The sequence below is a fragment of the Pallidibacillus thermolactis genome (genome assembly GCF_025660415.1).
In the GTDB taxonomy this organism is placed as follows: Bacteria; Bacillota; Bacilli; order Bacillales; family Caldibacillaceae; genus Pallidibacillus; species Pallidibacillus thermolactis.
The window spans coordinates 51,325-66,050 of record NZ_JAOUSE010000003.1 but is presented as its reverse complement, the minus strand read 5'-3'; the positions used below and the strand labels follow the sequence as shown (position 1 = coordinate 66,050).

General features: G+C 36.8%; 9 protein-coding genes. All 9 read left to right on the top strand.

All coding sequences use genetic code 11. The annotated features are described in order from the left end of the window. The first annotated feature begins 149 nt into the window (after nt 1–149). Nucleotides 150–1,559 (top strand): APC family permease, encoded by a 1,410-nt coding sequence (locus OEV82_RS01995; protein WP_263060828.1) that lies wholly within the window; start codon nt 150–152, stop codon nt 1,557–1,559. Between the two features lie 145 nt (nt 1,560–1,704). After that, nucleotides 1,705–2,211, top strand: coding sequence for a MarR family winged helix-turn-helix transcriptional regulator (locus OEV82_RS01990; protein ID WP_263060827.1), 507 nt, complete (start codon nt 1,705–1,707; stop codon nt 2,209–2,211). 94 nt (nt 2,212–2,305) lie between these two features. After that, complete coding sequence (locus OEV82_RS01985) at nt 2,306–5,455, top strand: MMPL family transporter (RefSeq protein WP_263060826.1); 3,150 nt, start codon at nt 2,306–2,308, stop codon at nt 5,453–5,455. Nucleotides 5,456–5,828: 373 nt separating this feature from the next. Beyond that, nucleotides 5,829–6,080: a DUF2198 family protein gene (locus OEV82_RS01980; protein WP_377702041.1), complete on the top strand. Its 252-nt coding sequence runs from the start codon at nt 5,829–5,831 to the stop codon at nt 6,078–6,080. A gap of 191 nt (nt 6,081–6,271) precedes the next feature. After that, nucleotides 6,272–8,257 carry an excinuclease ABC subunit UvrB gene (uvrB, locus tag OEV82_RS01975; protein ID WP_173658559.1) on the top strand — a complete coding sequence of 662 codons (1,986 nt, stop codon included), beginning with the start codon at nt 6,272–6,274 and terminating at the stop codon, nt 8,255–8,257. Nucleotide 8,258: 1 nt separating this feature from the next. After that, nucleotides 8,259–11,138, top strand: a complete 2,880-nt coding sequence (gene uvrA / locus OEV82_RS01970) for an excinuclease ABC subunit UvrA (RefSeq protein ID WP_173658557.1) — start codon at nt 8,259–8,261, stop codon at nt 11,136–11,138. Nucleotides 11,139–11,329: 191 nt separating this feature from the next. After that, nucleotides 11,330–12,451, top strand: coding sequence for a DUF4097 family beta strand repeat-containing protein (locus OEV82_RS01965; RefSeq protein WP_263060825.1), 1,122 nt, complete (start codon nt 11,330–11,332; stop codon nt 12,449–12,451). A gap of 202 nt (nt 12,452–12,653) precedes the next feature. Next, the gene (gene hprK, locus OEV82_RS01960) at nt 12,654–13,583 is read left to right on the top strand and encodes an HPr(Ser) kinase/phosphatase (RefSeq protein ID WP_173658555.1); all 930 of its coding nucleotides are present in this window, start codon (nt 12,654–12,656) and stop codon (nt 13,581–13,583) included. Between the two features lie 206 nt (nt 13,584–13,789). Continuing rightward, nucleotides 13,790–14,605, top strand: coding sequence for a prolipoprotein diacylglyceryl transferase (lgt, locus tag OEV82_RS01955; protein WP_263060824.1), 816 nt, complete (start codon nt 13,790–13,792; stop codon nt 14,603–14,605). The last annotated feature ends 121 nt before the right edge of the window (nt 14,606–14,726 follow it).

Here is a 14,726-nt window from a genome sequence, read left to right as displayed (position 1 = left end):
AAAAATGGTTGGATTCGCACGAAAAATGGAAAATTCGCACCAAATTTTAGTGGATTCGCACAGAATTTTAGTTTTTCGCACACTTTAACTTGTCTTTCGCACGTTTTTTCTTGGATTTCGCACAAACTTACCAAAAAAGGTGGGGAAATATGAGCAATAACCAACAATTTTTAAAGGTTTTAGGAAAAAAAGACGTTCTAGCCCTTGCATTTGGGGCAATGATTGGTTGGGGTTGGGTCGTTTCTTCAGGAACATGGATAACTGAAGCGGGGTCAATCGGTGCGGTTTTAGCTTTTGCAATTGGTGGCGTGCTCGTGTTGTTAATCGGTTTGACATATGCGGAATTAAGTTCTGCATTACCTCTTGCAGGTGGGGAATTCGTTTTCTCGTATCAGGCAATGGGGCGATTACCGTCCTTTATTACGACATGGGCTGTCATCTTTGGTTATGTTTCGGTTATCGCCTTTGAAGCGGTTGCTTTGCCAACAGTTTTTGAATATATCATACCGAGTTTCAGTCAAGGATACCTATATACTATTGCTGGTTGGGATGTGACTATTACGTGGGCAAGTGTAGGTATTATTGGATCGATAATCGTCGCTTGGATAAATTATCGCGGTATTAAGTTAACGACTGTAGTTACGTTTTTATTTATTGTTTTGCTTCTAATCTCAGGTTTATTACTATTAACCGGTAGCACGATATCAGGCAATTTTGCTAATATGGAGCCTTTGTTTGAACAAGGTATAGGTGGACTGTTGACTGTAATCATCATGACGCCATTTTTCTTCGTTGGCTTTGATGTGATTCCCCAGGCAGCGGAAGAGATTAATTTACCAAAAAAGAGGATTGGGCAGCTTCTAATTATATCGGTGATTATGGCAGTTGTTTGGTATATTTCAATTATCATTGGTGTTTCTATGGTCATGACCCCGGGAGATATTGCAAATTCAAATTTAGTGACTGCTGATGCCATGGCTAAATCCTTTGGCGGAAGTCAGGTAATGGCGAATATACTCGTACTTGGCGGAATTGGCGGGATTGTAACAAGTTGGTTAGGTTTTTATGTCGGCGGTAGTCGAGCCATATATGCATTGGCTAGAGCGGGCATGTTACCTAAATCATTAGGTGAGCTCCATCCAAAATATAAAACACCTTATAAGGCTATTATGCTAATCGCAGTATTATCTACTGCAGCACCATTATTAGGCCGTCCTGCACTTGTATGGTTTGTTAATGCAGGTGGACTTGGGCTTGTCATTGCTTGGACAATGGTTGCCCTATCCTTTATTATTTTAAGAAAAAAAGCACCAGAAATGAATCGACCATATAAGCTACCTGGGGGAACAGTTATTGGTTGGTTCGCGATTATCATGGCACTTGGTATAACGACACTTTATTTACCTGGGATGCCTTCTGCCCTTACTTTAGTAGAATGGATCATCTCAGGATTCTGGTTGCTTTTAGGGATAATTTTATATAATCTATCAATGAAAAAATATGGTAAAGAAAATGCAGATCGACTGATAAAAAAAGAAATTAAGAGGGTCCTTGAATAATAAGATATTTTCAATATTAAAGAGGTACTGCAAAACATGGGGCTACTTTTGAAGAGGCCCCTATGTCTATTTATATTTTAATAGGATAATGGTAAACAATCACAACACTGTAAATAAATTGCCTATTTGAATGAATCGTGATAAAATGATTCAAAAATTAAACAGTTCAACTGTTGAACTAATTTTTTATAGTAAAGGTCGGATTAATTTGGAACAGCGGAAGATTTATGAATTAATTGATAAGTATATTGAGATAACCCATGAAGTATGGAAAAATAGTGAGATTCTGATTCGTGAAGAAATAAGTGAAGATCTAACCAATGATCAACACTATATTTTACGTTATATTTATAAAAATAGAAATGCGACAACAACAGGTTTGGCCGAGGCTTTTTCTGTTCAAAAAAGCGCAATTACAGCCATTGTCAACCGACTCGTTGAAAAAAATTACATTCAACGTATCCATGATGAGACAGATCGCCGGTTTATATTCTTGACTTTAACAGATGAAGGGAAAAAACTATTTGAAGAAACGGAAGAAAAAATTTTTAATCTAGTTAAATCCTTTATAACGAAATTCGATCGTGATGAAATTGAAAATTTCATAAACACTTATGAAAAACTCGCTAGGATCATTCGAGGTATGCGGTAGATGTAGTGAATCATGGAGAGGTAAAACTTTAATTAATAGTTCAATTGTGAAACTATTTAACGAATGAATAATCCAAGAAGATGGAGGAAATAAAATGAAAGCAATATTAAAAGGAAAATGGTTTATCTTCATTGCATGGATTGTAGCGGCGGTCCTTCTTTTTATTACCGCACCGGATATGGGGAAGTTAGTACGTGAAAAAGGACAAATTACTGTTCCGGAAGGCTATACTTCTTCGGAAGCCCAACAAATCCTTGATGAAATTAACCAACAAAAAGATACGGGGAATACGATTTCATTGGCTCTGGTATTCCATAATGAGGAAGGGTTAACCGATGAGGATTTTAAAGAGGCAGAAAAGGCAGTTAATCAATTAGATGATAAGAAAGAAGAATTAGGAATTACGGAGTTATTAACACATTTTCATCAAGCCGAGTTAGAGGAACAACTTGTATCAGAAGATGGTAAAACAATATTAGTATCGGTTACAGCTGATTGGAAAAACCGAACTGCGAAGGAACTAAGCGACGCCTTTTATGAAGCCATTGATAATATTCATTTAGAACATTATTATACCGGTGCTGAACTAATCTCGGAAGATGTCATTGTTGCGGCTGAAGAAGGTGTTAAGAAAACAGAAGCGATTACGATCGTGTTTATTTTAGTCGTATTAATTGCTGTTTTCCGTTCTGTAGTGACACCTTTTATACCTTTGCTTACCGTTGGGATTAGTTATTTAGTATCCCAATCTATCGTGGCGTTTCTAGTTGATACCATTAATTTTCCATTATCGAATTTCACACAAATCTTTTTAGTAGCGGTATTGTTTGGAATCGGTACGGATTATTCCATTTTACTCATGAATCGATATAAAGAGGAGTTAACCCAGCAAGAAACCATTTCAGAAGCGATTATTGAAACTTTTCGTCATGCAGGAAAAACCGTGTTTTATAGCGGGATCGCTGTATTTATCGGTTTTGCTGTGATTGGACTTTCTCAATTCTCTTTATATCAATCGGCCGTTGCCGTTGCCGTTGGTATCGCCGTGTTAATGTTAGCCTTATTTACTATTGTTCCGTTTTTTATGTCTATACTCGGAAATTATTTATTCTGGCCATCGAATAATACACTTGGTCATAAACCTAGTAGACTATGGAATATGGCAGGAAACTTCTCCTTTGCCAGACCCATACTCTCACTTATTATCGTAGCCATTATTACAGTACCATTCATGATCACGTACAATGGGAACTTGTCCTATGACTCAATGAATGAAATTGGTGATCGCTATAATACCGTGAAGGGATATAACATTATTGAAGAAAGTTTCACCCCTGGAGAAGCGATGCCAACAACAATTGTCATGAAAAATGATGAAGCAATGGACGAAAGTGAATATTTAACCCTGATCGAAGTAGTTAGTCAAGAATTGGAAAAAGTAGATGGTGTCGATAAAGTTCGTTCACTGACGAGACCTACTGGAGAAAAATTAGAAGATTTACAAGTTGCTAAACAAGTAGAAACATTGAAAGATGGAATTAATGAGGGAAATGAAGGAATCAAGCAAATTCGAGATGGTTTAGATGAGGCAAGCAAACAAATATCAGATTCAGCCCCTAAATTAACGGAAGCTACTGATGGTATTCAGGCCTTAATTGATGGAACGTCCGAACTTCAATCTGGGTTGACGGAATTGCAGACGGGCTTACAGCAAATTGCGGATGGTGTACGATCTGGAGCAATTGGTGCTGGTGAAGCAAAATCAGGTGTTGAAGAAATTAAGAAAAATGCAGAGACACTCCTTTCTGGTTATAAGCAATTAGCAGATGGTTATGTTGAATTAGAAACCAACTTAGCAAAAATCCACTCCGGTTATGAAGAAATTGGGAATGAGCTAAATAAATTAAATGAACAGATTGGTGCATTACAAGATGCATTTAACTATGTAGGTGCCTATTTAAATGGTCAGCCGATAAGTGAACAACAACAAATGGCGGTGACCAGTTTTGGTTATATTGAGCAGTTTTATAATCAATTAAAAGAAGGTTTACCTACTCTACAAGATTCATATAGCCAATTGACAAGTGGGTTAAATAATGTTCTTGGTGGCCTAAGTTATGCTAATGAACAGTTCGCAACAGCTAATGCTGGTTATGAACAATTAGTAGGTGCTTTCCAACAATTGATCGATGGTTTAGATCAATTACAAACTGGTCTTGAACAAGCAGCCGATGGTCAAAATGAAATTATAAGCCAATTGCCTAATGTTTCTAATGGGCTTAGCTCAGTAAACAAGGGGCAGGAACAATTACTTGAAAGATTTAGTTCTATTGATGACCAACTCGGTCAATTAACGGATGGCCTAGATCAAGGTGTCGATGGTTTAACACAAGTATATGACGGATTTACCGAAGCTGAGAGTTATTTGGAAGGACTTGCGAAAAATGAGGATTCAGCAGGTATCTATATTCCAGAAGAAATCTTCGAAATGGAAGAATTTGAACAAGTCCTAGATACGTACTTATCACCAGATAAGAAAATTACAACACTAGATGTGTTATTGGATGAAAATCCATATTCCATGGACGCGATAGCGAATATTGATGAATTAGGAGAAGCGGTTGAACGGGCCGTTCACGATACAAAATTGGAAAATGCTCATGTTGAAGTGGCTGGTGTAACCAGCATGCACAATGATTTATCAACTATTTCGGATCAAGACTTTTCTCGAACAGTGATATTAATGTTAATCGGTATTGGTCTTGTGTTGATTATACTGTTCAAATCACTCATAATGCCGCTTTATTTAATTGCATCGTTAGCGATTACGTATTTTACAACAATGGGCTTTACTGAATTTGTTTTCGTAAACTTGTTAGGATATGAAGGATTAAACTGGGCTGTACCATTCTTCTCCTTCGTCATTTTAATGGCACTTGGTGTGGATTACAGTATATTCTTAATGGGAAGATTTAATGAGTATCGTGGTGAATCGGTTGATAAAGCAATGATTGTAGCCATGAGTAAAATGGGTACAGTTATCATCTCAGCTGTTATTATCCTTGGTGGAACCTTTGCAGCGATGATGCCGAGTGGCGTACTATCGTTATTACAAATTGCAACCATTGTGATTACTGGTCTTGTTCTCTATTCCGTCGTTATGTTACCATTGTTTATCCCTGTAATGGTAAAAATCTTTGGAAAAGCCAATTGGTGGCCATTTATCGAACAGAATAAAGAATAGATGATTGCTGAATGTCTGTACCGTATTTTCATCCTAGATTTGCTCTAGTGAAAAAATGAATACGGTCAGACATTTTTTTGTAATTCACAATATTATTCAACTTACCCACATATTGTGAATAACTTAATCCACAAATCCACAATGCAATGTATAAATAATCGTCTTAATTTCCTCTTACAACTTTGAGAATATCCACAAGCATATGATATTCATCCACAAAATTTGTGGAAAAGTAAAGCGTTTTCTTTAAAATATCCCCAATATTATCCATTTACTGATTATTTTTTATTTAAATTTTTCGTATTAGTAAGCATGAATAAATACAAATGTGGATAAAATGTGATAAAATATTTATAATATTAATTCAATTGAGGTGATTCAATTGATAACGAAAGTGGTTGCTGCGCTCATCTTACCAGGATTATTAGTGATATTGTTTTCAAGGGTTACATATAACTATATAGTAGGACTTCTTTTAACGTTAGCATTAATTATTGCTTCGGCTTATAAAGGTTATACAGAAGGTTTGTTTGTTGTAATTGCCGATGCGGCATCGTTAACGATCGGTTTATGGTATTCAAAACAGATGATTGAAAAATATCATTTTGAGAACAAAAGTGCTTAGATTGTAAACGCCTAACGATTACCAAAGGGCGTTTTTTGTTTTGGTGAAATCTATTTTCTAGTTATTTTGTCTTATAAAATCGAATGTTCGTTCGCATAATAGTAGTATTTTTAAATATAGTTTGTTACAATATAACCATCGAATAGCTGTGTCGGTAAAATTTGAAAATGAGGATGATTCGGATGCAAAAGTTGGATAAAAAATTCGAGTTAGTGTCAGACTATACGCCTCAAGGTGATCAGCCTGAAGCAATCAGGCAATTAGTTGAAGGGATTAAAAGCGGAAAAAAACATCAAACATTACTCGGTGCAACAGGTACAGGAAAAACATTTACGATTTCAAATGTTATTAAAGAAGTAAACAAACCGACTTTAGTTATTGCTCACAACAAAACATTAGCAGGTCAACTGTATAGTGAATTTAAGGAATTTTTTCCAAATAATGCTGTCGAGTATTTCGTTTCTTATTACGACTATTATCAACCTGAAGCCTATGTCCCACAAACAGATACATATATTGAAAAAGATGCGAGTATTAATGACGAAATCGATAAATTAAGGCATTCAGCGACATCTGCCTTATTTGAACGAAACGATGTTATTATTATCGCTAGTGTGTCTTGTATTTACGGCTTAGGTTCACCTGAAGAATATCGAGAATTAGTACTTTCTCTCCGTGTAGGGATGGAAATTGATCGCAATGCATTGCTTCGAAAATTAGTTGATATTCAATATGAACGAAACGATATTGACTTTCACCGAGGAACGTTCCGTGTTCGAGGCGATGTTGTGGAAATTTTCCCTGCTTCCCGGGATGAGCATTGTCTACGAGTAGAATTTTTCGGCGATGAAATCGACCGAATTCGTGAAGTGGATGCGTTGACTGGGGAAATTTTAGGAGACCGCGAGCATGTTGCCATTTATCCTGCTTCTCACTATGTAACAAGGGAAGAAATTATGAAAAAGGCGATTGCGAATATTGAACAGGAATTGGAAGAACGTTTACAAGAACTACGTGACGAGGGGAAACTGTTAGAGGCTCAACGTTTGGAACAACGAACAAAGTATGATTTAGAAATGATGAGGGAGATGGGCTTTTGCTCAGGTATTGAAAACTATTCACGTCATTTAGCGTTAAGACCGCCAGGGGCAACACCGTATACATTACTCGATTATTTTCCAGATGATTTTCTCATAGTCGTAGATGAATCTCATGTGACAATACCGCAAATTCGAGGGATGTATAACGGGGATCAAGCCCGGAAAAAAGTGTTAGTAGATCATGGTTTCCGCCTACCATCTGCATTGGATAACCGTCCACTTAAATTTGAAGAGTTTGAAGAGCGGATTAACCAAATTGTATATGTTTCAGCTACACCGGGTCCTTATGAGTTGGAACACTGCCCGACAATGGTTGAACAAATTATTCGTCCTACAGGACTTCTTGACCCAATCATTGACGTGCGTCCTATAAAAGGTCAAATTGATGATTTAATGAACGAAATCCAAGATCGGATTGAAAAAGATGAGCGGGTATTGGTAACGACGTTAACAAAACGGATGGCGGAAGATTTAACAGATTATTTAAAAGACGCCGGAATTAAAGTTCAATATTTGCATTCGGAAATCAAGACGTTAGAACGGATGGAAATCATTCGGGATCTTCGACTTGGTAAGTTCGACGTCCTCGTTGGAATTAATTTACTTCGTGAAGGCCTGGATATTCCAGAAGTTTCACTTGTTGCCATTTTAGATGCCGATAAAGAAGGATTTTTACGATCCGAACGTTCGCTTATTCAAACCATTGGGCGTGCTGCGAGAAATGCGAATGGTCGTGTTATTATGTATGCTGATAATATTACTGATTCGATGGAAAAAGCGATCAGTGAGACAAGACGTCGTAGGGAAATTCAAGTGAAGTATAATGAAGAACACGGCATCACACCGAAGACGATTAAAAAAGCTGTTCATGATGTTATTAAGGCAACCATTGCTGCTGAAGAACAAGAAGAATATACGATTGCTGATAAATATGGCAAGATGTCGAAGAAAGAGCGTGAAAAAGTAATTGCCAAACTGGAACAAGAAATGAAAGAGGCAGCGAAAGCTCTAGACTTTGAAAAGGCTGCAGAATTACGGGATATTGTGTTTGAGCTTAAGGCAGAAGAAGGTGAATAAAATGAAAAGTGAGATCAGTATTAAAGGGGCACGGACAAACAATTTAAAAAATATTGATATTAACATACCGCGTGATCAATTAGTCGTACTAACAGGGTTATCTGGATCTGGTAAATCTTCACTTGCCTTTGATACGATTTATGCAGAAGGTCAACGTCGTTATGTTGAGTCCTTATCATCCTATGCAAGGCAGTTCCTTGGGCAAATGGATAAACCGGATGTCGATTCCATTGAAGGGTTGTCTCCAGCAATTTCTATTGATCAAAAAACAACGAGCCGCAACCCTCGTTCTACGGTTGGGACAGTTACTGAAATCCATGATTATTTACGATTACTTTATGCACGGATTGGTCGTCCAATTTGTCCGAATCACGGCATTGAAATCTCGTCACAGACGGTGCAACAGATGGTCGATCGTATTATGGAATATCCAGACCGGACGAGAATTCAAGTATTGGCACCAATTGTTTCCGGTAAAAAAGGCGCCCATGTAAAAGTATTGGAGCAAATTAAAAAAGAAGGATTTGTCAGACTCCGAGTAGACGGAGAAATGATGGAAGTTACAGACGAAATCGAGTTGGATAAAAATAAAAAACATTCCATTGACGTTGTTGTCGACCGTATTATCGTGAAGGATGGAGTTGAGACGCGCCTAACCGATTCTCTAGAAACAGCGTTAAAACTAGGACACGGTCGAGTATTAGTTGATATCATTGGTAAAGAAGAATTGTTATTCAGTGAACTACATTCTTGTCCGTTATGTGGATTTTCGATTGGGGAATTAGAACCGCGCATGTTTTCCTTCAATAGTCCGTTCGGTGCATGTCCAGATTGTGACGGAATCGGTTGGAAAATGGAAGTCGATATTGACTTAGTGATTCCCGATTGGAATATGACATTACGTGAAGGGGCTATTGTACCTTGGAAAGGAACGTCTTCGAATTATTATCCAAAACTTTTAGAATCGGTGTGCAATCATTATGGCATCGATATGGATATCCCTGTAAAAGATATTCCAAAAAATCAAATGGATAAAATTTTGTACGGTTCTAATGGAGAATTAATTCATTTCCATTATGAAAACGACCGAGGTATGATTCGGGATACATTTATTAAATTCGAAGGTGTTGTGCATAATATTGAACGCCGTCATCGCGAGTCTGGTTCTGATCTAATTAAAGAAACAATGGAAAAGTTCATGTCCCATAATTATTGCCAAACATGTAAAGGGTATCGCTTATCAAAAGAAGCATTGTCGGTAAAAATAAACGGTCGCCATATCGGGGAAATTTCTGACTTAACGATTAAAGAGGCGTTGGAGGAAATTGATAAACTTGAATTGACAGAAATGGAACAAGACATTGCTCGGCTGATTTTAAAAGAAATTAAAGCTCGTTTAGGCTTTTTAGTCAATGTCGGCCTTGATTACTTAACACTTAGCCGTCAAGCCGGAACGTTATCAGGTGGTGAAGCGCAGCGAATTCGCTTAGCTACACAAATTGGTTCCCAATTGACGGGTGTGTTATATATTTTAGACGAGCCTTCGATTGGTCTTCATCAACGAGATAATGATAAATTGATCGCAACGATGAAACATATGCGTGATATTGGGAATACATTAATTGTTGTTGAACATGATGAAGATACAATGTTAGAGGCTGATTATCTTGTTGATGTTGGTCCAGGTGCAGGTATACATGGTGGACAAATTGTTGCTGCCGGAACACCTGAAGAAGTCATGAAAAATGAAAACTCTCTAACCGGTCAGTATTTATCTGGTAAAAAGTTCATTCCTTTGCCAAAAGAACGGAGAAAGGGAAATGGAAGTTTTATCGAAATAAAAGGCGCTAAGGAAAATAATTTAAAAAACATTAACGTCAAGTTTCCATTAGGTACATTTACTGTTGTAACAGGTGTATCCGGTTCAGGAAAGAGTACACTAATTAATGAGATTCTATATAAAACATTAGCTCAAAAACTGAATCGCGCCCATGATCGTCCTGGTAAGCATAAGGAAATGATTGGAATTGAAAATATTGAACGGGTCATTGATATTGATCAATCACCAATAGGTCGAACCCCACGGTCCAATCCTGCAACATATACCGGTGTTTTTGACGATATTCGAGATCTGTTTGCATCCACGAATGAAGCGAAAATACGTGGATATAACAAAGGTCGTTTCAGCTTTAACGTAAAAGGTGGACGTTGTGAAGCTTGTAAAGGTGACGGGATTATTAAAATTGAAATGCATTTCTTACCGGACGTTTATGTCCCATGTGATGTTTGTCACGGGAAACGTTATAATCGAGAAACGTTGGATGTGAAATATAAAGGCAAAAATATTTCCGATATTCTCGATATGACGGTAGAAGAAGCAATGGAGTTTTTTGAAAATATACCGAAAATATACCGCAAAATTAAAACGATCTATGATGTTGGCTTAGGCTACATGAAACTGGGGCAATCAGCAACAACTTTATCAGGCGGTGAGGCACAACGGGTTAAACTTGCATCCGAATTGTATCGTCGTTCGACTGGTCGTAATATGTATATTTTAGATGAACCGACTACCGGTCTACATGCCCATGATATTGCTAGATTGCTCGATGTTTTACAACGATTAGTTGAACAAGGTGATACAGTCGTTGTGATTGAACATAATTTAGATGTCATTAAACAAGCCGATTATATCATTGACCTTGGCCCGGAAGGCGGGGATGGCGGTGGCACAATCGTTGCGAAAGGTACCCCTGAACAAGTAGCTAAAAACGAAAAATCATATACCGGTTATTATTTGAAGCGGATTCTTGAAAGAGATCAAAAGCGGATGGCGAAGTTGATTCATGAAAAAACAGAACTGCCAGTATCTACGAAATAAAATTTTTTAACCGTTTATAAGAGAGATAAACGCATAGTATATCGTTCTCTTATGAACGGTTTTCTTTTATCAATCCATCCAACTAGGAAAAATTTTACACGAACATAGTGAAACTTTTATATATGGCCCTTCGTATAAAAAAATACGAATACGATATTTATATATTTAAGATGAGAAAGGACTGGTGGCTGGTGAAAGAAGAACGGAAAAAGATTTTAGAAATGGTCAAATCGGGATTACTTTCCATTGATGAAGCAGAGAAATTATTAGAAGAGCTCAACCAAGTTGAAGAGAAAAAACAAATGAAAGAAGAGGCTAGTAAAGAAGCAGAGAAACTTTCAACAATTATTGAAGCTGAATCAGAAAAGGAAGATCAATACGAAAAAAAACATTACGATTATAAAGTAAAGCAAGAAAAAACATTGAAGGACCGTGTTTTTGACTTTTTTGAGACCGCAATGGAAAAAGTAAAAGAACTAGATCTTGATTTTACAAAGTCTGTAAATATCTCCCATGTTTTCCAACAAAATAATAACGATTTTCAAAAGGTTCAAATTGATATCCCGAATGGTTCGGTACATTTAGAAGCTTGGGATCATACGGATGTACGTGTAGAATGTGATGCGAAGATTTTCCGTACTGATCAAGTTGATGAGGGAAAAGAACGATTTATGAAAGATGTTGACTTTACGATTGTTGATGAAACTCTAACTTTTGTCTCCTTTGATAAAATTAATAAAGTCGAAGTTAAAGTTTATGTACCGCAAAAAGATTTTGATAAAGTTTATGTTAAATTATTTAACGGATCTATTACGACTCGAAACTTAAGTGCGAGGAAGATTAGCCTTCAATCTACAAACGGTCAAATTCGCTTATCAAATGCTTCCGGGGAAAAGGCGAAACTTGAAACAACAAATGGCGCGATTACCCTGTCAGAGATTGCCTTTGACAAAGTTGATGTTGAAACGGTTAACGGTAAAGTAAACGTTGACGGTAAATTTAAAAAAGCAGAAGCAGAAACGATTGGAGGCTCCATTACAGCTTATGTACGTGAACCACAGCCAGAATCTGTACGCTTATCAAGTGCCACCGGTGCTATTTATGTGAATGTACAAAAACATCTAGCTGTAAGTGGGGAAGTAAAATCAAATTTAGGAAATGTGCATGTGAATTTAGAAAATATATATAAAATGAAGGAAGAAAAGGAAGTGATTCAAAAGATTATTCGTTTTGATACGACATCGGAGTTAACCAATAAAACTTATATTTTTGCCGATGCTAAAACAGGATCTGTCTATGTGAAGCCGTTATAATATAGCGGCTTTTTTATTTTGTCGCTTTTGAATTTTTAATGTTCGTCGGATGATATGATCGGTAAAAATCGAAATTTTGATTATGTATCATATAAATTTGTTGAGCTGGGTTAAATTGAATTCTTTGGTTTCATGAAGAAAAATGGTAGAATTAAAAAAGACCTAAAAAATGATCACCCGATGTAAGTGAGGGAAGTACACTATGTCAAAAGTAACAATTAAAGACATACTTAAAAAGTTCAATTTAGAGTTAATAAGTGGTGAAGATGGGATAGATCGGCCAGTTACGACAAGTGACATTTCGAGACCTGGCTTGGAGATGGCTGGTTTTTTTGATTATTATCCAGAAGAAAGAATACAATTGTTAGGAATGACAGAGCTTACTTTTTTATCAAAATTAAATGAAGAAGATCGAAAATACCGACTACAACGACTTTGTACAGATATCACACCAGGTATTATTATTACAAGAAATTTGGATGTTCCGGAAGAATTAATTGAGGCTTCTGAACGTGAATCTGTACCTGTTATGCGGACGAAAATGAAAACGACGAGAATGGTTAGTCATCTGACAAATTTTCTTGAATTACGTTTAGCACCTACCGTTGCAGTTCATGGAGTCCTTGTCGATGTATATGGTGTCGGGGTGTTAATCACTGGACAAAGTGGTGTTGGGAAGAGTGAAACAGCGTTGGAATTAGTAAAACGTGGTCATCGACTAGTTGCAGATGATTGTGTCGAAATACGGCAAGAAGATCAGGATACCCTTGTCGGAAATTCCCCTGCCTTAATTGAACATTTATTAGAAATTCGTGGATTAGGGATTATTAATGTGATGACTTTATTTGGTGCAGGAGCTGTTCGTTCCTATAAACGAATTACAATGTGTGTTAATTTAGAAATCTGGGATCAAAAGAAACAATATGATCGTCTTGGTTTAGACGAAGATAAAATGAAGATCTTTGATGTAGAAATTCCAAAGTATACGATACCTGTCCGTCCAGGTCGAAACTTAGCGGTTATCATAGAAGTGGCAGCCATGAATTATCGGTTGAAACGAATGGGTGTGAACACGGCAAAAGAGTTTACAGCAAGACTGGAGGAAACCATTCGGGAACGAGAAGATGATTAAGGTACAAATAGCAGAGACTAGTGTGAATGGTAGGACAAGTTTCTGCTATTTTTATAATTCATGGAACATATCTTTGAAATTTGGTTAATGATGTTATACATGTTAATATTCTGAATTGAATTTGTTCGGAATATTCTTTTTTAAAAAACAGTTTTATTTGCTACAATGAATTTGTTCATTTTTTATATAAGGAGGCAAAGAAAAGGATGTTATATAATATTACGCCTTTAGATCGAGTTGCCTTTGAAATAGGCGGTTACCCTATTTATTGGTACGGGATTATTATTGCGTTTGGGATTGTGGTAGCCTACATATTAGGAACAAGAGAAGGTAGAAGAAGAGGGCTACCTGATGATACATTTGCAGATTTATTAATTTTTGCTATTCCAATTTCAATTATATGTGCAAGAATTTATTACGTTATGTTTGAATGGGATTATTATTCGCAAAATCCGATTAAAATTATTGCAATTAATGAAGGTGGAATTGCCATTCATGGTGCTTTAATTGGAGCGGTGTTAACAGCAATTATATTTTGTCGAGTGAAAAAAATTTCCTTTTGGAAAGTTGCGGATATTGCTGCGCCAAGTATTATAATTGCACAGGCAATTGGTCGTTGGGGAAACTTTATGAACCAAGAAGCCCATGGTGGTGCGGTTACACGTGAATTTTTAGAAGGCCTACATTTACCAGATTTTATTATTAATCAAATGTACATTCATGGTCAGTATTATCATCCGACTTTCTTGTATGAGTCACTTTGGAATGTTGCTGGTTTCATCTTTTTAATTTTACTTAGAAAAACAGTAGTAAGACAAGGTGAAGTTTTCTTATCGTATGCAATTTGGTATTCGCTAGGACGTTTCTGGATTGAAGGATTGCGCACAGACAGCTTATATCTATGGAGTACTGATATTCGCATTGCTCAATTAGTTTCGATTCTTACAATTATTGTAGCGATTGTTTTAATGATTTATCGCAGGAAAAAAGTGAAGGACTTGCCGCTATATAATGAGGCGTAGCTGGAAAAGCTTGAAAATACGTCCTCGTTGACAAATGTACCGAAAGGTCTCATATACTAGTTCGCGGACAAAACGAGATGAAAAAGACCAGGAAATGTCTCCGGGAATGACTTTCGCAGAT

Coding starts and splice junctions, on each gene's coding strand:
- OEV82_RS01995 (WP_263060828.1), top strand. CDS start 150: ATGAGCAATAACCAACAATTTTTAAAGGTTTTAGGAAAAAAAGACGTT.
- OEV82_RS01990 (WP_263060827.1), top strand. CDS start 1,705: ATGATTCAAAAATTAAACAGTTCAACTGTTGAACTAATTTTTTATAGT.
- OEV82_RS01985 (WP_263060826.1), top strand. CDS start 2,306: ATGAAAGCAATATTAAAAGGAAAATGGTTTATCTTCATTGCATGGATT.
- uvrA (WP_173658557.1), top strand. CDS start 8,259: ATGAAAAGTGAGATCAGTATTAAAGGGGCACGGACAAACAATTTAAAA.
- hprK (WP_173658555.1), top strand. CDS start 12,654: ATGTCAAAAGTAACAATTAAAGACATACTTAAAAAGTTCAATTTAGAG.
- lgt (WP_263060824.1), top strand. CDS start 13,790: ATGTTATATAATATTACGCCTTTAGATCGAGTTGCCTTTGAAATAGGC.